Here is a 26446-nt window from a genome sequence, read left to right as displayed (position 1 = left end):
GAATTGTCCTGACAATAGTTTCATACAATAGTTTCAGGTTAGACAGTTAATTACCACCAGATATCTATTTACCTTACAGTATTTATATTGTTTGACCTAACTGACAATTATTATTATTTAAATTTCTTTATAAATCAAATATAGATAATATTCAGATACCGGATTTCTTCAAACAATCCGGGATCTAATTAATTAGAATCTTGTTTATTTAGTGTATTATGGTTGATAAGTATAAGTTGCTAAAATGAAAACACAAATCAAACTATTCACAGTCAACAAAAGATTCCCCTTAACAATAAGTAGAGGAACAACAGCACAAACGACAAATATCAGCGTCAAAATCATCGAAAACGACATCGAAGGATGGGGAGAAGCATCACCATTTGGTGTGGGTAATCACCGTCAAACTACCGAAATGATCACAGATGCCTTGCAAAAAATCGCCCCTGTGTTAGAATCATACAACCCTTGGCAACGTCAGGAAATTGAAGCAGTTTTAACACAGGATCAAATTCCTTCCGCAGCCAGAGCAGCAATAGATATGGCGTTGTATGATTGGATGGGGAAAAGTGTAAATTTACCATTGTGGAAAATGTGGGGACTAAATATCAAGAATATAGTACCCACATCCGTAACCATAGGTATTAACTCCCCAGAAGGTGCAGCAACCAGAACCAAAGACTGGTTAGAATATATGGATGTACAATTATTAAAAGTGAAATTAGGAGCAAAAGAGGGAATAGAAGCAGACAGAAAAATGCTCTTAGCAGTGAAAGAAACAGCACCAGAAATAGATTTATTTGTAGATGCTAACGGAGGTTGGAGTTTAGCAGATGCAATTTCTATGTCTCTGTGGTTAGCAGATTTAGGGATAAAATATATAGAACAGCCATTACCACGAGGTGAAGAAAATAAATTAGCCACCCTGAAAGAACATTCACCTTTACCCATCTTTGTGGATGAAAGTTGCTTTACCAGTGTGGATATTCCCCCATTAGCAGATTATGTAGATGGAATTAATATTAAACTCATGAAATCTGGGGGTTTAAGTGAAGCTTGGAGAATGGTAAATACAGCCAAAGCACATAATTTACAAGTGATGTTTGGCTGTTATTCTGATAGTTCATTAGCGAATACAGCAGCTTCCCAACTTGCACCATTAGCTGATTATTTAGACTTAGATAGTCATTTAAATTTAATAGATGATCCTTTTGTGGGTGCATCAGTTGAAAAAGGACGAATTTTACCTAATAATTTACCAGGTTTAGGAGTACAATACAGTGCGTCTGCCACTTAATAAAAAGATAGCAATTTTATTGCATGAAGGACTGAGTGGAACTCAGGGAAAAACCGGTTTATCAATTTTACGCTATAGTGAAGCTCCTATAGTTGCAGTGATAGATCGGGAATGTGTGGGTAAATCTTTAGCAGAGTTAACAGGGATAAAACGTGATGTTCCTGTTGTGGGTTCAGTGAGTGCAGCTTTACAGTATCAACCGGAAGTTTTAGTTATTGGTATTGCTCCCAAAGGTGGGATAATTCCTGATCATTACTGGCCGGATATCAAAGATGCGCTCAAAGGCGGTATGTCTTTGGTGAATGGGTTACACACTCCCCTGGGAAATATACCGGATTTAAACGCACTTTTAAAACCAGGTCAGTTAATTTGGGATGTGCGGAAAGAACCTGCTAACTTAGAAATAGCTTCCGGGTTAGCGCGGACTCTTCCCTGTCGTCGAGTCTTGACGGTGGGTACGGATATGGCTATCGGTAAAATGTCCACCAGTTTAGAATTACATCATTCAGCAAAATTACGGAGTTGGCGTTCTAAATTTTTAGCTACTGGTCAAACTGGGTTAATGTTGGAAGGGGATGGAGTAGCTTTAGATGCGGTGCGGGTGGACTTTGCTGCGGGTGCAGTGGAACAGTTAGTGATGCGGTTTGGTAAACATTATGATATTTTGCAGATTGAAGGACAGGGTTCTTTATTACATCCTGGTTCGACTGCAACTTTACCTTTAATTAGAGGTTCTCAACCGACACATTTAATTTTAGTGCATCGAGCCGGACAAACTCACAATCATAATAATCCTCATGTTCCGATTCCTCCTTTACCGGAGGTAATTAAAATGTATGAAATTGTTGCTAGTGGTGCGGGTGCTTTTGCTAAAGTTCCGGTAGCGGGGATAGCTTTAAATACTAGAGATTTAGATGAAGTTGCTGCTAAAAATGCGATCGCTCAAATTACAGATCAAACAGGTTTACCTTGTACAGATCCGGTGCGTTTTGGTGGTGATTTGTTGTTAGATGCAGTGATGGGAAGTTAGTTGAGAGATAATTATGAGGTGATTTAGATCCCCGACTTTTATGATCATTGATCCCTGAATAGGAAGGTATTTAAAAGAAGTCGGGGATCTGAATATTTTATTTGTCTGAATCAGGATATCCAGGATTTCAGGATTTACAGGATGAAACTTTCTCTTTCAAATTTGAACTGTTTTGGTGTACAATCTGTTGTTACTTGGGTCATACTTTATAACTGTTGAAATGCTTTCTACATATACATTTTCTCAGTTTTTGACCCTTTTTTTCTTTTTCTTTGTGAGAAATCCGGGTTAAAGAGGTGCAACTTCCTGGAAGGAAAGTTAGATGTAATAGAAAATGGTTTTTCAGTATTTGACGACTGTTCAATTATTGGATATTCACTATATATTTTTCCATTTTTAGTATTATAAACTACTATTTTTTGTGCGTTAGCTATAATGTACTTTGTTCTTGTTGTGTATGTTATATCTTCAATATTAGTATACGCTCTGTAGATGTCGGACGTAAAACGATTAACGAAATTGTCTCCAGTAAACAAGCTATGAAAGTCGCTTTTTTCGTCTACAAATGGTGGAATAAATTTACAAACTATAGCCACGCCTAAAATATTATTAGAGATAAGTTTTCTTGCTTCATTTCTACCTAATGAAAATGATAATATTTCCTCGCGCCTACTATTTATATTTCCTATTAATAACTTGTATTCTTCAGTTTAAATATTTTTAAGAATACCTCTTCCAGCTTGAAAATATTGAGTAGTAGAAGTGCTTTCAACTTCTAATGCTAAAAAATCTTGGTATTTATTACTCAGGGAAATTCCAGGTTCAATTCTTATGGTTACTATTTCTTTATCTGCATCATAGCTCACTTTGTAGCCACCGTTGCCTGTGGATTTTTTGTTAATCTTAATATTGTAAGCGTTATTTATATTAATACCTTTAGATTTTAACTGACCATAAAAACAAGTATAAGCTTGCTGTAATCTTTTATTATACTCATCGGTAGTTTCAAATTCGTCTTTTTTAACCTTTGCAACAATAGGTAAGGTCTGTGAAAACGAATTAAAAATATATTTATGATTACTCACTGAGTAATTTTGTGTTTGAACTAATTTATTGTTCAATTGAATTTCGATAGGATTTTTGGCTTGTGATATTTCCTTATTTACCAAAAAGTGTAATGCTATAAGCATAATTCCACTGGCTACGCTAATTATGTTTAGACTTGGGAACATGGTTGATTGTATTTAATAATGCAGTTATTGGTATAATACACCCAAACCCGGATTTCTCACAAAGAAAAAGAAAAAAAGGGTCAAAAACTGAGAAAATGTATCGCAATAAGCTCCCATTTTATCAGCAAGGTCTGAGGGCTATGATGCTTATCCAACAACAACCTCTTTAGCTTCTTTGTCGCCCCCTCAACTTTACAGCACATTCCATCTACATGAGGTACGCTATAAGCAGGCAAGATGCCTGCGCTACAAGGGCTTTATTATTAATATCTGTACCTCATAATAACGGAAACTGCTGTATATTTTTTATATCACTCGTTCCCAGCCTCCAGACTGGGAATGCAAACCTAGAGGTTCTACCTCTCTAAAACCTAAATTCTCAAACCATAGGAATTAAGAGAAGTTTTCTTACCGAATATCCAATCTAATTGTTTTGGTAATAATGCTGCTAAATTATAATTATTGACTATTGTTTTTCTTGCTGCTGCACGAATAACTTTCATATCTTGGGAATTATCCAAAGCTAAATTTACCTTTTCGGCAATTTGTGCAGGAGAAAAGAAATCTGCTAAAAGTCCATTTTTACCATCTTCAATGATCTCTACAACTGGGGGAGTATTGGAAGCTATGAGTAAACATCCTACAGACATTGCTTCTAACATTGACCAGGATAAAACAAAAGGACGGGTTAAGTAAATATGGGCTGAGGAAGCTTGTAAAAGTTGTAGATATTCATGGGTAGGCAGTCTACCTGTAAAATGTAATCTGGATAAATCTAAATCTAGACTTTCTAACATTAACTGTTTATAGGTTTTCCCATCAGCAAGATGTTTACTATAAAATACTTTATCTTCGCCATCAACTACAATATGACAATTTGGGCGCTGTTGTTGAATTAATGCTACTGCTTCCATAAACTGAGGAAAACCCCGATAAGGTTCTAAACCTCTTGCTGAATAGGTAACTAATTCTGTGACGTGGGAAAGATCCAAATTGATGCTAGGTAAAAATAATTTAGTATCTGGTTGAGGAATAAAGTAATTAGTATCAATACCATCGTGACAAACAGTGATTTTATGATGATATTCTTGGGGAAATTGTTGACGCTGCCAGTTAGTAGGAGAAAGTCCGCGATCGCAACTGTATAAATCGAGTAAAATTGGTGAATTTTTGACCCTAATACGACATATATCATCTGCACTTAATGGATCACAAGGATCAAAACCTGCATCTGAACCGCGACTATGATAAAACCATTCAAAGAAACATAATAATTCTGCTTGGGGAAAAACTTCTTTTATAAATAAAGTTAGTCCCCAACCAGAATGACCATAAATGATATCTGGAATAAAACCTTGATTTTTTAATCGTTCTGCTATCCGATATACTGCTTGTCCGGTGAGAACTGCGTTTTCTAAATTGCGAATATAATGATGTGTTTGACTTGCTACTGTGCGGGAAGGTTGATAAATTACTTTCTGTACACCTGGTATATTTCCTTGTTGATTATTTGTGGCAAATACCACTTGATAATTCTGATCTTGTCCTAAAGTTTTAACTAAGTGGCGAAATTGTCCGGGGAAGTTGGGATGTAAAAATAAAATACTTTTCAGATTTCCGGTAGCATTTTTCATACAATTTGAATATGCTTGTTTTAGCCATACAATTATGATTTCCAAAAATATTTTATTTTAGATTTTTTAATATGGAGTTTCTGAGGCGTTTTTTGAGGATATTTAAATCATATTTTCATAATTCGATTACAAGTTCTTTATTAACAGACAGGAAGCAGGGGAAGCATGGGTGGTAGGGGTAGCATGGGAGTCACCCATCACCCATCACCCATCACCATTTATCTAACTTCTTTCAAACTCTCAACCTGCTTAGTAAACATCTCGGTAAATAAACTCAACACACTGCGTTCCTCACGCACCTTAATATTAGCAGTAATAGACATCCCAGACTGTAAAGGAATGTTTCTACCTTGAGAATTTATCGTCTGACTATCTAAACTAACTCTCGCTGGAAATCTATAGTATTGATAAGTCTGATCAGGAGGTAAAGCATCCGATCCGATATTAATGACTTTACCTTTAATATCGCCAAACTCACTAAACGGAAAAGAATCAACTCTCACATCTACATTCATTCCTTCCCGCACAAAACCAATATCTTGATTGGTGATAAATACCTCTGCTACATATTTATCATTAGGTACAATCTGTAATAATTTCTGCGTCGGATTAGCGACAAAACCAGGATTTTTCGCTTGCAGATCAAATACTATCCCACTTACAGGAGCGCGAAGTTCTTGATATTTGACATTTAATTGTGTCTGGGAAATTCTACTATTAACATCTGCTAATCTCTGCTCATTTTCCAGAACTATCCTCATAAATTGGCTGTCAATTTCCGCAATCCGCTTTTTGTTATCAGCTATCTGATCTAAGACATTTTTATCTGTAACCGCTACAGTATTTGTTACTTCCTCCTGTCCTCTTTGAATATCAAACTCTAGGCGTTTTTCTTCTTCCCTTAATTGCTCTATTTCTGCCCTGAGAGTCTGTACTTGTTGTTGCTGATTCAGATATTGTAATTGAGAAATTCCGCCTTCTTCTGCCAGGGTTTTGACTTTATCTAAAATTTGTTGTTGAATTGCTAAACCATTTTGAGTATCTTTGAGTTTGACTTTGGTTTGCGATAGTTGCTTTCTGATTTTTTCAACTTCTAATTGTGCTGCATTAGACCGAGATTCTAATTCTTTTCTGGCAGCTAGGAGGCGTTGTTGTTCATCAATTCCACCACTTATTCCTGGTGTAGAATTTCTTAATTGAGAACGCAATAAATCATTGTCAGCGACTAATGAGGCTCGACTTTTAAGGAGAAAAGCTGTTTCTGGTGGCAAGTTACTGCTTAAAAAATTCAATTCTGATGTGATACCGTTACTTACACTCATCAAGCGACGATAAATATTGTTTTCTTTGATTAAAGCAGCGCGAATCTTGTTTAAGGAATTTAACTCAGCTAAGGTGGCCACAGATTCAAATGTTAAGAGCAAGTCTCCTGCTTTTACTTCTTGTCCATCTTTTACATAAACAGATTTGACAACACCACTAATAGGAGCTTGTACTTCTTTTACTGTTCCCTCTGGTTTTAATTGACCGGTCGCGGGAACTACTTGTTCAATTTTGGCATAATAAGCCCAACCCACTCCAAAACAAGCTACAACCATCAGAGTGATCATGATTGTACGTGACCAAACTGGTGATTGACGTAAAATTATAGATTGATCAAAACTATCTTGATAAGCTACACGAGTCAAAGAGTCTGTTCTAGCTTTCTTGGCAGGTGTCAGCAACTGTACACTACTTTGTTTTTTGCCGTTGCCGTTACCGTTACCGTTACCGTTGATATGATTGCCATTATGTTGAGTCATAACAATTTTGGATTTTGGATTTTAGATTTTAGAGTCAGGAGTTATTAATTTTGGATTTTGGATTTTGGATTTTGGATTGTTTTTCTTAACTCCAATCTAAAATCTAAAATCTAAAATTTTCTTCCCCTATTGCCACTGATAACTGACAACTGATAACTGATTACAAATTAACTTCTTGTTGTTGATATAGGTAGAAATAATGACCTTTAGCAGTCATTAATTCTTGATGATTACCTTGTTCTATCACTCTACCGCCATCCATAACAACGATGGTATCTGCATTACTAACAGTATTGAGACGGTGAGTAATAAAGAAGACTGTTTTACCTTGAAAAGCTCTAGCTAAATTCAGACATATTTGTCTTTCTGTGGGATAATCTAAGGCGCTGGTAGCTTCGTCCAAAACTAATAATTTCGGTTTTTGTAAAATGGAACGAGCGATCGCTATCCTCTGTCTTTGTCCTCCTGAAAGATTAGAACCTTTTTCCCCTACTCTGGTGTTATACCCATTGGGTAAATTCATGATAAATTCATGGGCAACTGCTATCCTGGCCGCTTCGATAATTTCTTCTGTGGTGGCTTCAGGATTAGTCAATGCAATATTTTCTTCCACAGTACCATCAAACAAAAGCGGATCTTGAGGCACAACCCCAATTTGTCGCCTTACTGAATAAAGTTCTACTTTGCTGATGTCGTAACCATCAATCAAAATTCTGCCAGACTCGACGTTATAAAGTCTCAGCAGTAATTTCATCATTGTGCTTTTACCTGAACCACTTTGTCCGACAATACCGACAAATGTACCAGAAGGAAAATCAAGACTCACATTGTTGAGTTGTAGTGGTCCACTGGGAGCAAAGCGGAAGGAAACATTTTCATATTTGACAGCACCCATGATCCCAGGTAAGGGAATATTATCTTTGTCCGTTTCTGCTTCTTGGGGTGTATCCACAATATCACTTAATCGCTCTAAAGATAAACCCGTTTCTTGGAAGTTTTGCCAAAGTTGTGCTAACCGCAAAATAGGACTAGTCACATAACTGGAGATAATTCTAAAGGCGATTAATTCCCCTAATGTTAATTCTCCTTTTAATACTAAATAAGCTCCTACCCACAAAACTAATAAGCTGCTGATTTTGTTGAGAAACTGACTGGTAGAATTAGCTAAAGTGGAGGTGATGACTGTTTTAAAACCTGCGGATACAAACCGAGCATAACGTTCTTGCCAGGAAAAACGCGATCGCAATTCTATATTTTGCGCCTTTACTGTTTGAATACCTGACATTACCTCCACTAAATAAGATTGAGTTGCTGCATTACGTTCTGCTTTGGTACGTAATTGTCGGCTCACCGTGGGAGCAGCAATTAATGTAATCACCACAAATAGGGGAATTGTTCCTAAACCCACTAAAGTTAATTGCCAACTATAAAACAGCATCACGATGATATAAACCACCGAGAATACTGCATCTAATACTACTGTTAAAGCTGTCCCTGTGAGAAACTGACGGATATTTTCTAATTCATTGATGCGAGTTGCTAGTTCACCCACAGGTCTACGTTCAAAATAACGTAAAGGTAATCTGAGTAAGTGGTCAATAATTTGTGACCCCAAACTCATATCAATGCGGTTGGTTGTATCCACAAATAAATATGTCCGCAATGTAGTTAACACTGCTTCAAATACACCCACTGCTAATAATAACACCCCTAAAATATTCAGGGTATTAATACTATTTTGAACGATGACTTTATCAATGATTAATTGAATCACCAAAGGATTAGCTAAAGCAGCCAGTTGGACAAAAAAGGAAGCGATAAAGACTTCTATTAATACCCGACGGTGACGTGATAGATAAGGTAAAAACCAACTTAACCCAAAGCGTTGTTGGGGTGTTTCTTGGGTAGCACCGATAAGTAATACCCGCATTTGTGGTTGCAATTTGGTTTCATCATTTGCTATTTCTTCCAGTAGTTTGCTTGGTTTGCAATTAATTATTCCTTTTGATGGCACAGCTAAAACTACTGTATTTTCATCTACTGCATAGATGACAGCATAGCTATCTTGATATTGAATTAGTGCTGGTGTAGGAATGCGTGTAATTGCAGTGGCGGGAATATCTACTAATTGGGATCTCAGTCCAATTAATTCTCCCACATAAGCACAAAGTTGAAGGGATATATTACCATGACGTTTAATGTTGTCATTTAAAATCCGACGTACTACTTCTTTACGCAAGGGAACTTGTAAATACTTGGCCAGCATTTGCAAACAAGCCAAGGTAGAATTTATTTCCCCCTGTCCACGAAAAAATGGGTATTGTTGGTGGTGTTTTTTCTCTGCTGGTGTTTGGCGTTGGGAAGGAATAACTTCTTCTACTGTGGCGTAGGGAATTTCTATTTCATCTATGCTTTGTTGTTGATTATATGTTAGTTCTGCCTCTACTGGTTCTGGATTGAGGAATGATAAATCTGCGGGATTAATACCTAATAAACGTGCTGGACTGCTCCCTGTTACTTCGATCATTCCTCTAGTATGACGACTAGATTCTAACGGAGAATTAGGGGGACAATTAGCTACTTTACCGCCACTAACAAACCAAATTTTATCACTTTCTAGTTGTGTAAAAGAGGATTTTCCTGGTGGTAGGTAATGAATTTTTGCCTCTGATAAAATTTCTTGACTGATGTCTTTGAGATTTAAATTGGCATTAGCTTGTGGTGCTAACAGTGGGCTGAGAATATCAAATACTTCTGAGATGTCACTACAGTTTTGACGATCATTAGCAAAGCCCTGATTTTGGCGTAGTAGACTGAAATAATCTGCTGTACTCAACGTTAAACAAATCACTTCTGTGGATGCGATCGCTGTTTCACAAGCAATCTGCCGCATCAAACTAATTTCCCCAATTATTGCTCCTGGTTCTAGGATTTTCAGGGTAATTGGTAATTGGGTTTGGGGGTGATATCCCAACAGTCTCACTTTTCCCTCGTACAGAATTGCTATTCTATCTGGTAGTTTTTCTTTACCAATGATTTTTTGTCCTATGCGATAGCGTAGAGCTTGTTGTTGTGATAGTAAATTGCGTCTTTCCTGGGCTGATAGTTGATCAAATCCCGCAATACTCTGGAGAAATTGATCAAAGGATTCGTTATTATAAGTCATATTTATTCGATTTAATAATCTGCTGTTTGTTATTTATCCGGGATTCATGGATTAGAAAAATCTCCACAAACTCTTTCTAGAATTTTTACACCTTGGATATTGTTTGTGCTAGGAGCATTCCCAAATGTGTAAGTTGGCTTTTTACTCATCCCTGACTTATATGATTAGGTATCTTTATCATGCAAATGATAGAATCAAGGACGTTTTCATCTTTCACCTATTACCTGTTGTCATTGCATATCTTCTGATAGTTTAATTTGCCAGTTTTGTGGAGCTACTTGCCCTTGCAGCCAAGTCTGAAAACGCTCATTCAGCAATCTTTGACGAATTTGCCGATCCAACTGAGCCGGTAGTAGTTTTTCTAGCCTGACAATTACTATCCATTCTCCTATTTGATTGGGTGGTGAAAGTTGCTGTGGTTGGCTTACAGACAAGACTCTCGCCAACATCGGATGAAGAGATTGTAATTCCACAGGACCGACTAAACCATCTGTTTGGGCTTCTGGACCTTGGGCATATTCTCTTGCTGCTTGAGCAAAAGATTGTTCTCCTTCTTGGATGCGGAAGTAGATTTCTTGGGCTATTCCAATATCAGAAGTAGTGATCAGGGAATATATGACTCGATCCAACTGGGGTTTGCGCTGGTAAAAGTAGGAGTCTAAATCTTGTCCCCAAGTTGCTTCTTTAAACTTTTCCAGTTTCAGTTGGCGAATAGCTATACTATTCAAATATTCGGTACTGATTCCCTGTTCTTGTTTTCCTTGATATTGTTGCGCTAACTGTTCACAGGCTTGTTTTTCTTCCTGTGGTGTACATTCAATTTCTGCGATCGCTTGATCAATGACTACCTCTTTCAGTAATGGTGGTACTAATTGGTGTTTCCCCAGTAGTTGTAGAACTTCTGGGGCTGTTAGTATGCGATCGCCAAATTGCAGAACTGGATTCATATCACTTGCCAGTAAATTTACCACCTGTCTCAATTGTTCTTACAACTACATTAAAACTAGATTATATTCCGTTGATCTCTGGTTGAAAACAATGTTCTTTTTATCACTGTTTTTTTTACTTTAGTCCTTTTTCTATAGGTTCATAGCACATATAGCCAATAAATATCCCCACAGTAAACTAATACACTTTTGTATAGCTCACTGATAGAGGTATTAGTATTTAAGGATATCGTACCAAGCTATCACAATTTTTGGAAATTGCAACCTCAAACTGGCATTTAAGTCAAAAAACTTATAAATTTTACCTGATTATGGAAAAAACAAATTGTCAATCCCAGTTTCAGGAACAGATGTAGTAATTAGGGCTGGCTGAGTAGATTTGTCTCAGCCAACCCTAATTAAACCTATAAATAATCCAATAAATAATCCAAAAACCAAAAACAGAACTTTTCACCTTCATCGTCAAAATATACCCTGATAAGTATCAAGTCCGGGTAATTACTTAGAAAATAACTGATTAGTTAATAATTGTTTTAATTGTTTTTCCAACTACCAATAACCAATTACCAACCTCAACAGATATTAAGTCAGGACTTACGTAAAAGGGAACGAAAGTAGGGGTAATTCATGAATTACCCCTACACAAGAATAAAGTTTTAAGTCACATCTTGCGTAAGTCCTATAAGTATTGAACCGGACATGATATAACTAAATATTTTACTAAATCACAAAGATATCAGTGTGACTCAAACTAGCAGAATTACTCAGAGTTGCGATCTTCACACTAGCTCCAGCACCATCACCATCGGCATCAAAGAATAAATCACCATTGGTAGTATTGAAAATAAATCTATGGGTGCTGCTAGTAGCTGAAGTCACACCTACGCCAAAAGTAAAAGCTTCTGCGCTTAATTGACCGATTGCTAAACCAGTAAAACCACTGCTATCTATTTGGATTTTATCTGTTCCAGATTCAAAATCCGTAATTGTATCAATTCCTCCATCTAAACTAGTGAAACGGAAAGCGTCCATACCAACGCCACCTACGAGAGTGTCATTACCTCCTTGTCCATAGAGAGTATCATTACCAATGCCACCATCTAAGACATTATTATCATCATTACCCAACAGCACATTATTCAGGTCGTTACCTGTAACGTTGATATTCACAAAGATATCAGAGTGACTCAAACTAGCAGAATTACTCAGAGTTGCGATCTTCACACTAGCTCCAGCACCATCACCATCGGCATCAAAGAATAAATCACCATTGGTAGTGTTGAAAATAAATCTATGGGTGCTGCTAGTAGCTGAAGTCACACCTGCGCCAAAAGTAAAAGCTTCTGCGCTTAATTGACCAATTGCTAAACCAGTAAAACCATTGCTATCTATTTGAATTTGATCTGTTCCAGATTCAAAATCGGTAATTGTATCAATTCCTCCATCTAAACTAGTGAAACGGAAAGCGTCCATACCAACGCCACCTGTGAGAGTGTCATTACCCTCACCACCTATGAGAGTGTCATTACCTCCCTGTCCAGACAGATTATCGTTACCACTGCCACCATCTAGGAAATTATTACCATCATTACCCAACATGGCATTATTCAGGTCGTTAGCTGCACCGTTGATATTGTTCTCACCTATCAAAGACAGACGTTCTAAATGATCTCCCAGGTGATAACTGATAAATGATACGACTGTATCTATGCCTTCATTAGCATTTTCAATGACTACGTCCCCTAATTCATCAACAACATAGATATCGTTACCAACTCCACCGATCAGACTATCAGCACCTGTACCACCTATGAGAGTGTCATTACCCTCACCACCTATGAGAGTGTCATTACCTGCTTGTCCATAGATAGTATCGTCACCAAGTCCACCATCTAAGACATTATTAACATCATTCCCAAAGAGTGTATTATTTAGGTTGTTACCTGTTCCGTTGAGATTGTTCTGACCTGTTAAAATGAGGGTTTCTAAATTATCTCCCAGGGTATAACTGATAGATGATATGACTGCATCTATGCCTTCATTAGCATTTTCAATGACTACGTCCCCTAAGCCATCAACAACATAAGTATCGTTACCATTTCCACCGATGAGACTATCAACACCTGTACCACCATCCAGGTAGTCATTACCCTCACCACCTATGAGAGTGTCATTACCTCCCTGTCCGTACAGACTATCGTTACCAAGTCCACCATCTAGGACATTATTAGCATCATTACCCAAGAATCCATTATTCAGTTCGTTACCTGTAGCGTTGATATTTTCGTTACCTATTAAAGCAAGGTTTTCTAAATTATTTCCGAGGGTATAACTGATAAATGATACGACTGTATCTGTGCCTTCATTAGCATTTTCAATGACTTGATCCCCTGAGTTATCAACAACATAGGTATCGTTACCATTTCCACCGATGAGACTATCAGCACCTGTACCACCTATGAGAGTGTCATTACCTTCTTGTCCGTACAGAGTATCATTGCCTCCTTGTCCGTAGATAGTATCGTTACCAGCACCACCATATAGGACATTATTGGCATCATCCCCAAAGAGTGTATTTGACATTGTCTATACCTTAATAAAATGGTAAACTGAAATTGAAACAAATTCAAATTGCAGTATTTGTCCAGCCCATTGTCATTGTGGTTAAATCTTTTGACTGTGAGCTTTTGACAAATATTGCTTTCCTGTTTCTAGTTCCTTCATTTAATCTAAAAACTTTTTATGGACAACAACTAAAATGAAACTTTTACAAGAATTTCATATTTTTCTTATCCATTTTTTATATAGTTTTTTTGAATTTTAAGCTAGTCCAAATAATAGATGCCACTAATGTAAACAAGGATTTATTGATGTTGATTAAAAATACTTTTAAACTGTTATATTAGTTGCAAATTCTCAATTTATATAGCAATTACCATAGTGGTAAGCTGCAAAATTATAGATTTTCAGGAACTATTAACAGCAAATAGGGAAAATAAAATAAAGAATCAAGGTATACTGATTTATTCTGCAAAATCAAATATTATTGTTATATATAGCAATCCTATATGATCATTGAGAGTTAATAAAGCCTCAAATCCTTATAAAACAAGGATTTTTACTACATATTTTCTCAAAAATGGGGTAGGATTACCATAGCAGAATTGAGGAATAAAACTCTATTTTACTAAGACTTTTATTATAAATTGATGTGATCATCCTGCCTACGACTATATATAATAAATTGAGATATTTTGTTTATATAACTAAATTATATTCACATTTATTTTACAAAGGTCGGAAGCTAAAATCCATTTTATTAAACGTTATTGTATACACGCTCTCAAAAAAAATGCAGTAACATTTAAGATCGTAATCGCCATTTTTATGCTCAAAAAGTGCAAACTTTTAGAGTATAGTAATTTAAGTTTCTCTGTGTCTAAATATGCAAAATTTTATGATTTTTGCATATTTAAGTGTCACTCAATAAACCTCTGGAGAAAATGAATTTAGGGACAATTCATGAATTGTCCCTAGAACGGGTTTCAAATCATGCACATTGAATTACCAACAGATGTATATAGCGTTTCCCAGTCTCATGAGGTACACCCTAATTTATTTACTTTTCCCAATTCCCAATTCCCAATTACCTAAGATAAAAAACTCTGTACCTCACTAGCTTGGTAAATGCTATAGTGATGTTGATCAACGGAATAAACGAGGATTTAAGATGGTCTGTTTTTGTGGTTGAGATGGACTACCAATTGATACTCCATTTCGTAATTGTGTAGCTGTACCACCATCTTCAGGAGCTAAAAAAGGTTTTAAATTAATGCCATTGTTTGAAGAATTAACAGTATTTTTATCTCCTAAAAGTCTACGTCCTAAATTGTACAGTTCGTTGACTCTTCCTGGATGACGATTAGTGTAGGTGTTAACGGCTACAGTTTGCTGTCCGTTGTCTGCGGTAGTTAAGTTGCTGAAGATACTACTGCGGATAGCGTAGGGGTCTTTATCTCTTGGTACTGTCAGAACAATGCGACAACCGGGTTTAGCTTCGGTGGTGACACAAATAATATTTTCGTTATTTTCTCTGGCTATTTGCAGTTCTTGTAGTCCATCTGGGCGGTATAATTCTAAGCGTTGGGCGATCGCCTGACAACGATTTTGCGGACTCCAACCACCTCCTAATGCTTGAGGTGCTGCCCAAGCAAAAAATTGACCGGGTTGGCTTTGGGGTTGATACATGACTGTATATCTACCATTGTAATATTGACAGCTAAATCTGGTGCTAGTATTAACGGGGGTAGAAGTGGGTATATTGGTGGATGAACCTGATGGTATTGTTGTGGATGAACCTGATGGTACTGTGGGAACAACAACACTATCAGTTTGAGCAAAGGCCACGGAGTTACAGATAAATAAGGATAAACTCAAACCACTTAAAAATAAATACCGCAGCGGTTGTGATGACATAACTTTACCTCTACAAATACTGATATTTTCCTTGACGAAGAATTTGATTTTTAGTTCATAATGATGGCTTAATTTTTTGATCAGTGATCAGTTATCCTGATCACTGATAACTAATAACTATTCTTAATCTTGCACGTATTCCTGACCTGTCACTAAAGCAATTTCAGCGCGAACAAATTCCCTTCCCAAATAAGCAGCATGGTCTAAAAAAGTCACAGGACAGGGTTGAGTTTCTTCAAAAATCTTCACACATAATTCTTTAGCAGTGCGGCCGCTAAATACGGTTGTGTGAGTTCTTTCCACCTTACCCCGTGCCGGAATCACCTTACCAGTTTCTGGATCTACAGCCAAACCACGTTCATCAATTATATTTGTAAAATGTTTGGCATAAATTAACCGTTCATTGCGGTCAATGTAAATAATGAAATAGCCATTGGGATCAAGATCAATATGACGTTGGGAAAGTTTATCATCAATGGCGGTTAAATCATCAAGTATTAAATCCATAGTCATGCTAAAAAAAGAAATTATTGCCAGAGTTTTTTTACATTACATTTCCAGTGTAATTCTTTAACCTGATTTTTTAACGATTATTTTGACTAAAAGGTAACTCTGCATTAATCGCCTTCATTTCCTCCTCTTCCATTTGATTCACTTCTAGAATGTAAGGACGCAGGATTTGTCCTAAACGATTATTGTAAAATCGGTGTAGACTGTGATTAGGTTTAGCTGGAAAACCGCGCCGTTTCTTATGTCTTCCCCCCGCACCGGGATCAAAAGTTTGGATACCGTGAGCGATCGCCCACTCAATCGGTGCATAATAACAAGCATCAAAATGTAAGCAATCTATTTCTTGAAAACTTCCCCAATAGCGTCCATATAGTTTATCATCCTTAAATAGACAAAAAGACATCCCCACAGGTTGACGCTGGTCTGCATCATTATAAGCAGCGAAAAATACCACCCGATGACGATAATTATGATATAAACTTTCAAAAAATCGCTTGGTCAGATACTTACTACCCCACCAACCAAACTTATCACAGGTATCTGCATAAAATTCATACATTAACGGAAACAGCGACTTAGGAATTTCTTCACCAGTGACAGCTTGCAGTCGTAAACCAGCCTTTTCTACTGCCTTACGTTCTCTTTTAATATTCCGCCTTTGATTAGCATTGAATACTTTTAAATAATCATCAAAACCGTGAAAATCAGCATTTTCCCAAATATAGCTATGGTGTAACCAAGCCGTGAAACCTTGTTTTTCCAACACAGGCCGCCATTGGGGATCAACATACAGAAAATGACAGCCAGAAATATTATTTTGGATGCAAAAAGCATCAATTTCATGTACCATCATTGCCGTAATTTCTGCTTCATCTTCACCAGGAGCAATTAAAAAGCGATAGCCTTCAGCCGGGGTAAATGGCGACATTCCCAACATTTTGGGGTAATATTCTACACCAATACGATAAGCTAAATCAGCCCATTGATGATCAAAAACAAATTCCCCCTGACTATGCCCTTTAAGATAAAGTGGAGCAGCAGCAATTAATGTTCTATCTCGCCATAAAGTCAGGTGATTTGGCAACCAACCAGCGTTAGCTGTAGCACTATGGGAGGTTTCCATATTATTCAACCAATCCCATTCTAAAAACGGAGTTTTTAGTGGCATAGCCAAAGCATCCCAGGCTGTTTGAGGAACTTCGGCAATTTTATGAGTCCAAACTACAGAATAGTTAGATTTGAGTGGTTTTACCATCGTGTGGTTGTGAATATCTATTTTGATTACAGCAGAAGGCAGGAGAATTTTAGATTTTAGATTTTAGATTTTAGATTGGATTCATGAAATACAATCCAAAATCCAAAATCCAAAATCCAAAATTGTATCACCAGTCACCAGTCACCAGTTCCCTCTCCTAACTATAAAATTTATTTTGTATAACTTACTTAATCATCCTTATGATCCTTGCTAAAAATTCGCCCCTGCTGTAGTTGTCAGTAACCAGGGTTGAACTGGTTGTGGAAAGAATTTAATATCCGGATTCAGGTTTCCAGAACTTGAAAGCACTATATGAATCGGCTGGAGAGATTTATTTTCTGTTTTTCTCTGTTGCAGCAGTGTTGGATGCGAGACAGTAAGTGTTGTACCGTAGGCACAAAGAGTACCCGCACCAAATAAAACGGCATCAGAGATGGCAATTTGTTTTTCCAGGTGTGCCTGATCAACCCTTGAGCTAAACCGAGCAGACGAGCGCACAAACTCAGCTATCTTGCTTGCCATCTGCACTCATGGACAAAACTACTGAGGAGGATGTTGCACCATGTTTGATCAATTTTACCTTGATAACAATATGCCACACCCATCTTTACTACATATACCATTTCCAAAATTTGGTATATCTAGTTTGTTTTTCCAAAATTACAATTTGATATTTTTAACAAGTTATAATCAGATTTTTATCACATTATTGAAACAATTGGGTTTAACCCCTCGCCTTTTCATGCGAAAAGTTGTTGCAGCGGGGTATAAATTCCCATGACAAAAATAGCCTTCTGTCTTCTGCCTTCTGCCTTCTGTTCCATGCCTCCTATATTCGTTCAAAAATGTCTCATTTATCCCATCTAATGACATATTTTTATTCTTGTGGTTTGCAGATACGGAGTGAGACAAGCGATGGCTAAGTACCGTCAATCTTCCTTTAGACGAATTTTAGTAACCAGGATATTGCTGGTATTTGTCCCAGTTTTATTAATTGGGGAAATGGCAGCACTCAATAAGGCACGTTCCAGCCTTTTGAACACTGCACGGCAAAACTTAACAGACAGTGCTATTAATAAAGGTGAAAAAATAACTGATGCGATCGCCACATTAAAGACAAATTTACTCAGTGCTAGTCAGACAAAAGTAATTCAGTCAGGTTCAGCTACTCAAGCTGAAAAATTCATCACCAAATTAGCCCAGCAATTACCGAATAAGATTGATTGTATTCAACTCAAACATCTGCAAAAAAACACTCGCAAAAATCAGATTATTGCTAGTAGCTGTGGTGATCAGACCATTATTGAACAGCCATTGTCATTTACAAATGATGAAATCCAAATTACATTAATTTCCCCACCGAAACCAGGAACAACTGGCAAACGTGAGCCAGAAAATCAATTACAATTGCTTTTATCAGCCCCAGTTTATAACCAACGAGGAAATTTAGCTTACGCCTTAATTATCAAAACTACATTGCACCGACAAATTGAAAATCAGCAAGGTTCTTTAATCGGTTCTTTGGTAGTTATCACTGAAGATGGGAATATTTTGGCACATCCATCACCGGAAACAATAGGAACTAATATTAAAAAATACTCAGACTCTCAACAACTACAAACTGTAATTAAAAATGCCATTAAGGGAAATAATGATTCCCTAAATTTTAATTTTAGCGACGGTAATGAATCAGTTGCAGGGTATACAGCAATTCCTAATCCTATTACACAACAGCAACAACAAAAATGGATTATTTTAGCTGTCGTTAGTGTTCAAGATGCACTGCTAGGTTTAGATGAAATCAAACTTATTCTTATTGTCTTAACAGTTGGTTTAATAGGTGCGAGTTTGTTAGCATCTTTCTATTTAGCACCCTATTTAGCAGGTCCTGTGGAAGAACTCAGAGATTACGCTTTAAATATTCATAGTCACCATGCCGTACAACCCATACCCCGTAACTTTAAAATTAAGGAATTTAATCAACTTGCTCAAGCATTAGATCAAATGGTAGAACGACTCAAAGCATGGGCGGAAGAATTAGAAATAGCTTGGAAAGAAGCCAAATCAGCTAATGTTGTTAAAAGTCAGTTTTTAGCCACAACTTCCCATGAATTGCGGAATCCATTGAATATTATTATTAACTGTGTGCGTTTAGTGAGAGATGGTTTATGTGATGATCGAGAAGAAGAATTAGAATTTCTCAAGCGAGCCGATGATACAGCTATTCATTTATTAGGTATTATTAATGATTTACTCGATATTTCTAAAATTGAAGCAGGCAAACTATCGGTAGTAATTACTCCTTTAGAATTGCGTCAATTATTATTAGAAGTAATTAATTTACAATCAGTGAATATCCAACAAAAGGGACTGCAATTAAAATGTGATATAGGTAATGAAATCATTCCAGTTAAGGCAGATGAGGTTAAACTCAAACAAGTGCTAATTAATATTATTGGTAATGCGACAAAATTCACCGATAAAGGTAGCATTATCATCAGTACCAAGATTCAGCAGCAAAGTGGTAAATCTCATGTTATTGTTGCGGTGCAAGATACAGGTATAGGTATTGATCCAGACCAACAACATAAATTATTTCATCCCTTTGTCATGGTGGATGGAACAACTACACGCAAGTTTGAAGGTACTGGACTAGGATTAGCAATTTCCCGTAACTTAATCGAACTCATGGGGGGAAAAATTACCCTTGAGAGTTTGGGTTTACACCAAGGTACAACTGTGAAAATTATCTTACCTTTGATTGACACCTCTTTATTATCTGCCTCAGAGAAAACAGAGGAGAAAAAAGAAACTGCGAAAATGGACAAATTTCTACAAACAAAATAAATTTAGAAAAGCATATATAGCTATTCCCATGCTAGTGAGGTACAAAGTTTTTGTGTTTTAGGGAACAGGGAACAGGGAATAAATTGGTGTGTACTTCATTAGACTGGGAAACGCTATATCAGCAAGTTAACGAAGGCAAGAGGCTGGAGTAAAACCCTGCTGCGCTAACAATAAATGTCCTAACTACTCTGTATACGGCTATAGTAGGGGTTTAGCAGTGCTAAACCCCTTTCCATGAAAGCCTGAGTTATTTTGGGTTTAAGCTGTGATGGGCAATATTTCCCAAAATCAACAATAGTCACACAGTAGTATTTAGTTTAATAGAATTTTTTAGGTAACTGAAGTTACTGGGGATAAAGATAATAAGGATGTATAATTAGCCCGTCTCCTCAAAAACCGTTTTTTGATAACTGGACTGCTTGATTATTTATTTTACCTTGATAAAGTGTGTATGTGGAAACAAGAGAAAAACGATAGTATAATCCTTAATCTGGCCTTATCACTGGCCTTAGCTACCACCCCACTGGCAGCAAATGTCTTGGTATCAGTGCCTGTACTAGCAGAATCAACAACTGATGTTTCTACTTTCCCATTACCGCAAACAGTAGAAAATGGCACTAAAGTGCGGATTGATGGCTCAATGAGTTTGGTAATGATCAACCAAAGTCTAAAAGATAGCTTTGAGAAACAGTTTTCTGGTACAGAGGTAGAAATTAGAGTTAATGGTACTGATGCGGCACTCAAAGCGTTGCTAGATGGTGAAATTGATATAGCAGCGATCGCTCGTGGGCTAACCCCAGAAGAAAAATCCCAAGGTTTAGAACAAATTCGCTTACACAGAGAAAAAATTGCTATTATTGTTGGTGCAAACAATCCTTTCCAGGGTGGTTTGACTATTGAAGAATTTGCCAAGATTTTTCGGGGTGAAATTACTGATTGGTCAGAACTAGGAGGCGCACCTGGTAAAATTCGGTTTATTGATCGCCCCCTAAATGGCGATATTCGTAATTCTTTTCGCAATTATCCCGTCTTTAAATCTGCTGAATTTGGGACTGGTGCTAACGCTACACAAATAGCTGAAGATAAAACTGCCCTTATTGTCAAAGAATTAGGCACTGATGGTATTAGTTATGCGAGAGCTAATCAGGTATCAAAATTACCAAATGTGCGAACTCTCAAAATCCAGGGATTTACAGCGGATGAATCTCAATATCCCTTTTCCCAGCCTTTGGTTTATGTTTACAAGCAAAATCCTAGCCCGGCAGTAGCTAGTTTTTTGGGTTTTACTACCGCATCTGTAGGAAAGAAAGCGATCGCAACAGCTAGAGATGCAGAAGCATCTGCGATCGCTGCCAGTGCATTACAAAGTTTTACTTTAGAAACTGCAACCAATTCCACACCAGCGGCTCAATCTGTAGATACTGTAGATACTACTGTATCCTCTGAAAATCCTAATGTAGTCAATTCTTTCCAAACAGAATCTTTACCTACTACAAATAATTCCGGGAATCAGCAGTTTGTCAATCCTTTGGCAAATAGAAATGCAGGATTTTTGATTGTTTTTTCTTTATTACCAATTGTTGGTTTAGGAGGCTTTTTTGCCTGGTGGTTAAAGAGAAAACAACAATCAGCAAAGAAACAAATATCTTCATTAGAAACATCAAATGGTAGTGCATCAACTACCGAAACCATACTCACAATACCTGACGAATACAGCACTACTACCCCGGTTAATCACACCACACTCACTAACGGTACATCACAATCTCATCAAAACACAAACTCAATCATCTCCCAGCCAGAAAACAATTCCACTGTCACTGAATCAGAAACCTTAACTGGTAGTTTAAACATAGTAACGGCAAAATCCACAAACACAACAACAAAGGTAACAAAACCTGTTACAGATAAAAAATTTGCTTTAGATTGTGGCGAAGTGGTATGGGATACAGAAGCACCAGTAGCTGTTGTGAATACTCCCTATCCCGCAGTTACAAATCTTCCAGAAACGGCATTTAATAATTTACAATTACCAACAGATGAGTTAACCAGTTCTCTATTGGAATTACTAGAAGAACCAGCCGAATCATCTGCTCAAGAATCCAATATTCCCCTATCAGCAGCACTGGGTGTTACCGCAAGTTCACCTGTGGAAAATTCCACCATTTCCCTATCAGAATTATTAGATGATATCACAGAATCATCTGCAAAAGAAGCCAGCATTTCTCTGTCAGAAGCACTTGGTATTACCGCAAATTCACCTGTGGAAAATTCCACCATTTCCCTATCAGAATTATTAGATGATATCACAGAATTGTCTGCTCAAGAATCCAATATTTCCCTATCAGAAGCACTGGGTGTTACCGCAAATTCAGAGGATGCTGATTCTAACACTTCCCTATTGGAATTGTCGCCTGTTTCGACAACAAATTCTGATCCAGAATCTATAACTTCTCTAACTTCTCTATCAGAATTATTAGACTTAAAACCAGAAGCAGAAGGTTCAGATTTAGTTCCAATAACAGATGAAATCAAAAAATCACTATCTGATTTATCAAATGAGTTAGAGGAAGCATTTAATACCTTAGCAAATCAGGCTGAAATCAAGGCTGATTTGGCAGAAGAAACTATTAATCATCCAGCCTTGGAGATAGATGCAGATACAGCAAACATAGCTAGTGATGAGAATATTGTAGAAGATTCCTCATCAGATTCAAAAGCGCAAACTTACACCACAGAAATTGTTAGTTTGTCAGATATAAGTGGAGAAAGTAGCATTGTCTTCACACCTCGCACTCCCCAGTGGGCTTATGTTTCTTGGTATGTTTCGGAAACTCAAAAAGAAGCAGCACGAAAAATAGGCGGTACTATTTTGGCAGTGCGACTTTATGATGCGACGGATATTGATCTCAGTTATCAATTTCCTCAACTGGTCCAGCAGTATGAATGTGAGGAAGTAATTTGTGATTGTTATGTAGCCATTCCCACAAGCAATCGTGACTATATGACTGAAATTGGTTATGTTACCAATAATAATGATTGGTTGTGCCTAGCTCGTTCTAGTAAAATTCGTATTTTCAGTCGTCCTGGTACAGACTTTTGGTTTGTAGCAGATACAGAATTAGTTATTCATGGTTCAACAGAACCAGGTGCAACTGTGACTATTGATGGTCATAAAATTCAACTCCACTCTGATGGTACTTTCCATTTGCGTGTTCCATTTTCAGATAGATTATTTAATTATCTGATGACAGCTACTACTGATGATGGAGAACACAGTATTACTATCCTCAAGAAATTTTTCCAAGAAAGTTCAGAGTCATCCTAAACGCAGGATAGCGGAGTGGAGTGAAGCATTTCAGTATGTCTTGCTGACTGCTGAATGCTGACAATTTTCCAATTCAATTTTCCAGAAGTTTTTGATAATTTTGTGGTGTATCAATATCAATTGCACCTAAAGGAAAGCGAATACTAAAAACATCATTTTTATAGATTTTAATTAGTTTTTTTGCACCCATATCCTGAGTTAAATTAGCTAATTCTGAAAAGTATTTTCTACTAAATAAAACAGGTACTCCTAATGTATCTGCATATTCACAAGCAATAATTTGTTGATTGGTAGAATGATATGATTCCACTAAATTATTAATGATTTCCGCATTTAAAAAAGGTTGATCACAAACAGTAATTACTACCGCTTCTATTGTAGGATAATTATCTAGAAGTGCAGTCATTCCCCAACAAATAGAAGAACTCATTCCTAACTGCCAATCTGGATTTTCAACTATTATAAGATTAGGTTGTTGAATTTGATCAAGTTGAGAAAGTATACTTGGTGAATTTGCTCCCAATACTAATATTACAGGATGACAAACTGAGGCGATCGCCTGTTTTATAGTTTTGTTAACTAAACTTTCTCCTTGATAGGATAACAATTGTTTTGGTGAACCCATACGAGTTGATGAGTGAGAATAATTTCATCAGCCATGCTAAAACGTTCTTTAGTTATTTCTAAAGCACGACAATCAAAAATTGTCACTTTCCAACCTAAAGATTTAGCAAACTCCGCTAATGGAATTGCATCACGGCCAGCACCAAAAATAATTAAATTTGGTGGTGGTTGAATCAACTCAATAAAAACACTCACTTCACCTGAAGAAAGTTGATATTTATGAAAAATAGAACATTGATTTTTTAATACTAATTCTGCATCTTTAACTAAAGCATTATTGATCACAGATTCAGCAATATTACTATTTACCAAACCATCAGAATTAATTGTGAAATGCGCTCCCAAAGAAACATTAATATTACCAGAAACACTAAAAACAGTAGCAATAATTCCTGTTTTTTGATTAAATAAACATTGATGAATAAAACCCAAAGGATTCAAAGGATCATCGTGATAAATACGCTCAATTAAAATATCTACCACACCATTACAACCTAAACCAAAACCCCAAATAATATCTTCTTCAGCATTGGTATCATAAGTAACGATCTTTGCTTTTTCATCTGTCATTAAGCGAGTATGTTCAATGACATCATTTTCTAAACAACCACCGCTAATAGTTCCCACTATTTTACCTGATGTTGTCATCAACATTCGCGCACCCGGTTGACGATAGGTAGAACCTTGAACATTGACAACAGTTGCGAGAAATAATTCTTCGTTATTATGTTTATTTTCTACAAATGATGTAATAATAGAATTTATCTCTTTCATATTAGTTGAGAATCCTTTGATTAAAAAAATATCATGAATAGAAGATTGATAGAAAAAGTTGCCATTATTGGTGCTGGTTTGGGATTTTCTGAAGTTGGGATATTTTGAAGATGTTGTTTGATGATATGATGATATTATTTATATGATTAGTTTACAGCATCTTGCCAATTAATTATCAATTACCCATCCTGAAAATCCTTTAATCCTGGAAATCCTGATTCAGACAAATAAAATCCGCGTTTATCTGCGTTTACTATGTCAAACATCAGGAAAATAATCACTATTTAAAATTTCTTCAGGAGTAAAGGGACATTGTTCAGGAAAAGTTGCACTGGGTAAACCTGTTTTTTGAATCGCTTGTTTTCTCGCTTTGAGATAAACGGAATCTAAACAACCCAAAAAATAATTATATAGGGTTTTAGAACGACAAGAAAATTCTAACTCATCTCGAAAATTAGCAATTTCATTTTTCCACCCCCGTTGACAAAATTCTCTTTCACTTTCCCAATAACAATACAGCAGAAGATGAATTAATAATTAACAATACAGCAGAAGATGAATTAATAATTGCTTCAGGTAACTTTCTACTTTTCGTCTTTGTTCAATTCCCAATGCTTCAATCTCTTCTGCTAAATGTTGCCAATCTAAATTTTCAATATCTTGATTTTGTATTTGTTTGAGAGTAGTTTCTATCCACAAATAATAATCTTCTTCATACAGGTTAAGTTGAATAGTTAATAATGTCTTGTTTGTCATACCTGAACCTTAAATACAATATACAGTAATTTTAACATTTTTTGTCTGAATCAGGATATCCAGGATTTGAGGATTTATAGGATGTAATTGAAAGATTGATTTTTGGGAAGTTGGAATTTTTTTGTCAGAATCAAGATGTCCAGGATTTAAGGATGTACAGGATGTTATTTAATGATGGTTTTTGAGAAGTTGAGATTTTTTTGTCTGAATCAGGATATCCAGGATTAAAGGATGTACAGGATGTTATTTAATGATGGTTTTTGAGAAGTTGGGGTTTTCAGAAGTTGGGATATTTTGAATATGTTGTTTGATGATCTGATGATATTATTTATATGATGAGTTTACAGGATCTTGCAAATTAATTATCAATTACCCATCCTCTACATCCTAAAATCCTGGATATCCTGATTCAGACAAACACAACTTTCATCACCCACAAACAACTCATCAACCACATCCTCTACATCCTAAAATCCTGGATATCCTGATTCAGACAAACACAACTTTCATCACCCACAAACAACTCATCAACCACATCCTCTACATCCTAAAATCCTGGATATCCTGATTCAGACAAACACAACTTTCATCACCCACAAACAACTCATCAACCACATCCTCTACATCCTAAAATCCTGGATATCCTGATTCAGACAAACACAACTTTCATCACCCACAAACAACTCATCAACCACATCCTCTACATCCTAAAATCCTGGATATCCTGATTCAGACAAACACAACTTTCATCACCCAAAAACAATTCAT

At 36.6% G+C, this 26446-nt stretch carries 15 protein-coding genes and 2 pseudogenes; 4 read left to right on the top strand and 13 right to left on the bottom strand.

Annotation, left to right across the window (positions count from 1 at the left end; translation table 11 throughout):
* The first annotated feature begins 244 nt into the window (after positions 1 to 244).
* Positions 245 to 1297, top strand: a complete 1053-nt coding sequence (locus K2F26_RS11935; RefSeq protein WP_220611650.1) for a dipeptide epimerase — start codon at positions 245 to 247, stop codon at positions 1295 to 1297.
* Complete coding sequence (locus tag K2F26_RS11930; RefSeq protein ID WP_220611649.1) at positions 1281 to 2327, top strand: N-acetyltransferase DgcN family protein; 1047 nt, start codon at positions 1281 to 1283, stop codon at positions 2325 to 2327. The genes K2F26_RS11935 and K2F26_RS11930 overlap by 17 nt, the downstream gene beginning before the upstream one ends.
* Before the next feature lie 710 nt (positions 2328 to 3037).
* Here K2F26_RS11930 and K2F26_RS11925 read toward each other — a convergent pair.
* The 10 genes and pseudogenes from K2F26_RS11925 to K2F26_RS11870 all read right to left on the bottom strand — a co-directional run.
* On the bottom strand, positions 3038 to 3559 hold the full coding sequence (locus K2F26_RS11925; protein ID WP_220611648.1) for a hypothetical protein: 522 nt from the start codon (positions 3557 to 3559) through the stop codon (positions 3038 to 3040).
* Between the two features lie 371 nt (positions 3560 to 3930).
* Positions 3931 to 5193 (bottom strand): glycosyltransferase family 4 protein, encoded by a 1263-nt coding sequence (locus K2F26_RS11920; RefSeq protein ID WP_220611647.1) that lies wholly within the window; start codon positions 5191 to 5193, stop codon positions 3931 to 3933.
* 218 nt (positions 5194 to 5411) lie between these two features.
* Complete coding sequence (locus tag K2F26_RS11915) at positions 5412 to 6995, bottom strand: beta-barrel domain-containing protein (RefSeq protein WP_220611646.1); 1584 nt, start codon at positions 6993 to 6995, stop codon at positions 5412 to 5414.
* 160 nt (positions 6996 to 7155) lie between these two features.
* Complete coding sequence (locus K2F26_RS11910) at positions 7156 to 10161, bottom strand: peptidase domain-containing ABC transporter (protein ID WP_220611645.1); 3006 nt, start codon at positions 10159 to 10161, stop codon at positions 7156 to 7158.
* 230 nt (positions 10162 to 10391) lie between these two features.
* Complete coding sequence (locus K2F26_RS11905; protein ID WP_220611644.1) at positions 10392 to 11108, bottom strand: peptidylprolyl isomerase; 717 nt, start codon at positions 11106 to 11108, stop codon at positions 10392 to 10394.
* Positions 11109 to 11828: 720 nt separating this feature from the next.
* Entirely contained in the window at positions 11829 to 13691 is a 1863-nt protein-coding gene (locus tag K2F26_RS25180; RefSeq protein ID WP_302850055.1) for a calcium-binding protein, read from the bottom strand.
* A 1122-nt stretch (positions 13692 to 14813) separates the two neighbouring features.
* On the bottom strand, positions 14814 to 15584 hold the full coding sequence (locus K2F26_RS11885) for a COP23 domain-containing protein (RefSeq protein ID WP_220611643.1): 771 nt from the start codon (positions 15582 to 15584) through the stop codon (positions 14814 to 14816).
* 123 nt (positions 15585 to 15707) lie between these two features.
* Complete coding sequence (locus K2F26_RS11880; protein ID WP_220611642.1) at positions 15708 to 16091, bottom strand: DUF4346 domain-containing protein; 384 nt, start codon at positions 16089 to 16091, stop codon at positions 15708 to 15710.
* 76 nt (positions 16092 to 16167) lie between these two features.
* Positions 16168 to 17349, bottom strand: coding sequence for a GNAT family N-acetyltransferase (locus tag K2F26_RS11875; protein ID WP_220611641.1), 1182 nt, complete (start codon positions 17347 to 17349; stop codon positions 16168 to 16170).
* A 213-nt stretch (positions 17350 to 17562) separates the two neighbouring features.
* Positions 17563 to 17881: pseudogene (locus K2F26_RS11870) on the bottom strand (RibD family protein); the annotation flags it as partial.
* A gap of 383 nt (positions 17882 to 18264) precedes the next feature.
* Here K2F26_RS11870 and K2F26_RS11865 point away from each other — a divergent pair.
* Both K2F26_RS11865 and K2F26_RS11860 read left to right on the top strand, forming a co-directional pair.
* A complete protein-coding gene (locus tag K2F26_RS11865) occupies positions 18265 to 20196 on the top strand; it encodes a sensor histidine kinase (protein WP_220611640.1) in 1932 nt (643 codons plus the stop codon).
* Between the two features lie 451 nt (positions 20197 to 20647).
* On the top strand, positions 20648 to 23524 hold the full coding sequence (locus K2F26_RS11860) for a substrate-binding domain-containing protein (protein ID WP_220611639.1): 2877 nt from the start codon (positions 20648 to 20650) through the stop codon (positions 23522 to 23524).
* A 73-nt stretch (positions 23525 to 23597) separates the two neighbouring features.
* Here the strand turns inward: K2F26_RS11860 and K2F26_RS11855 are convergent, their stop codons facing one another.
* The 3 genes and pseudogenes from K2F26_RS11855 to K2F26_RS11845 form a co-directional block, all read right to left on the bottom strand.
* Complete coding sequence (locus K2F26_RS11855) at positions 23598 to 24149, bottom strand: nucleotidyltransferase family protein (protein WP_220611638.1); 552 nt, start codon at positions 24147 to 24149, stop codon at positions 23598 to 23600.
* Positions 24104 to 24922, bottom strand: a complete 819-nt coding sequence (locus tag K2F26_RS11850; RefSeq protein ID WP_220611637.1) for an XdhC family protein — start codon at positions 24920 to 24922, stop codon at positions 24104 to 24106. Before K2F26_RS11850 ends, K2F26_RS11855 begins: the two co-directional genes overlap by 46 nt.
* 258 nt (positions 24923 to 25180) lie before the next feature.
* Positions 25181 to 25678: pseudogene (locus tag K2F26_RS11845) on the bottom strand (DUF29 domain-containing protein).
* Positions 25679 to 26446: the final 768 nt, after the last annotated feature.

Origin of the sequence: Sphaerospermopsis torques-reginae ITEP-024 (assembly GCF_019598945.1) — a bacterium.
GTDB lineage: Bacteria > Cyanobacteriota > Cyanobacteriia > Cyanobacteriales > Nostocaceae > Sphaerospermopsis.
This window is presented reverse-complemented; position numbering and strand designations above follow the sequence as displayed.

What these genes read in the sequence shown, in the direction of transcription:
- K2F26_RS11935 (WP_220611650.1), top strand. Translation starts at nt 245, where the DNA reads ATGAAAACACAAATCAAACTATTCACAGTCAACAAAAGATTCCCCTTA.
- K2F26_RS11925 (WP_220611648.1), bottom strand. Translation starts at nt 3,559, where the DNA reads ATGTTCCCAAGTCTAAACATAATTAGCGTAGCCAGTGGAATTATGCTT.
- K2F26_RS11920 (WP_220611647.1), bottom strand. Translation starts at nt 5,193, where the DNA reads ATGAAAAATGCTACCGGAAATCTGAAAAGTATTTTATTTTTACATCCC.
- K2F26_RS11915 (WP_220611646.1), bottom strand. Translation starts at nt 6,995, where the DNA reads ATGACTCAACATAATGGCAATCATATCAACGGTAACGGTAACGGTAAC.
- K2F26_RS11910 (WP_220611645.1), bottom strand. Translation starts at nt 10,161, where the DNA reads ATGACTTATAATAACGAATCCTTTGATCAATTTCTCCAGAGTATTGCG.
- K2F26_RS11905 (WP_220611644.1), bottom strand. Translation starts at nt 11,108, where the DNA reads ATGAATCCAGTTCTGCAATTTGGCGATCGCATACTAACAGCCCCAGAA.
- K2F26_RS25180 (WP_302850055.1), bottom strand. Translation starts at nt 13,691, where the DNA reads ATGTCAAATACACTCTTTGGGGATGATGCCAATAATGTCCTATATGGT.
- K2F26_RS11885 (WP_220611643.1), bottom strand. Translation starts at nt 15,584, where the DNA reads ATGTCATCACAACCGCTGCGGTATTTATTTTTAAGTGGTTTGAGTTTA.
- K2F26_RS11880 (WP_220611642.1), bottom strand. Translation starts at nt 16,091, where the DNA reads ATGGATTTAATACTTGATGATTTAACCGCCATTGATGATAAACTTTCC.
- K2F26_RS11875 (WP_220611641.1), bottom strand. Translation starts at nt 17,349, where the DNA reads ATGGTAAAACCACTCAAATCTAACTATTCTGTAGTTTGGACTCATAAA.
- K2F26_RS11865 (WP_220611640.1), top strand. Translation starts at nt 18,265, where the DNA reads ATGGCTAAGTACCGTCAATCTTCCTTTAGACGAATTTTAGTAACCAGG.
- K2F26_RS11860 (WP_220611639.1), top strand. Translation starts at nt 20,648, where the DNA reads ATGTGGAAACAAGAGAAAAACGATAGTATAATCCTTAATCTGGCCTTA.
- K2F26_RS11855 (WP_220611638.1), bottom strand. Translation starts at nt 24,149, where the DNA reads ATGGGTTCACCAAAACAATTGTTATCCTATCAAGGAGAAAGTTTAGTT.
- K2F26_RS11850 (WP_220611637.1), bottom strand. Translation starts at nt 24,922, where the DNA reads ATGAAAGAGATAAATTCTATTATTACATCATTTGTAGAAAATAAACAT.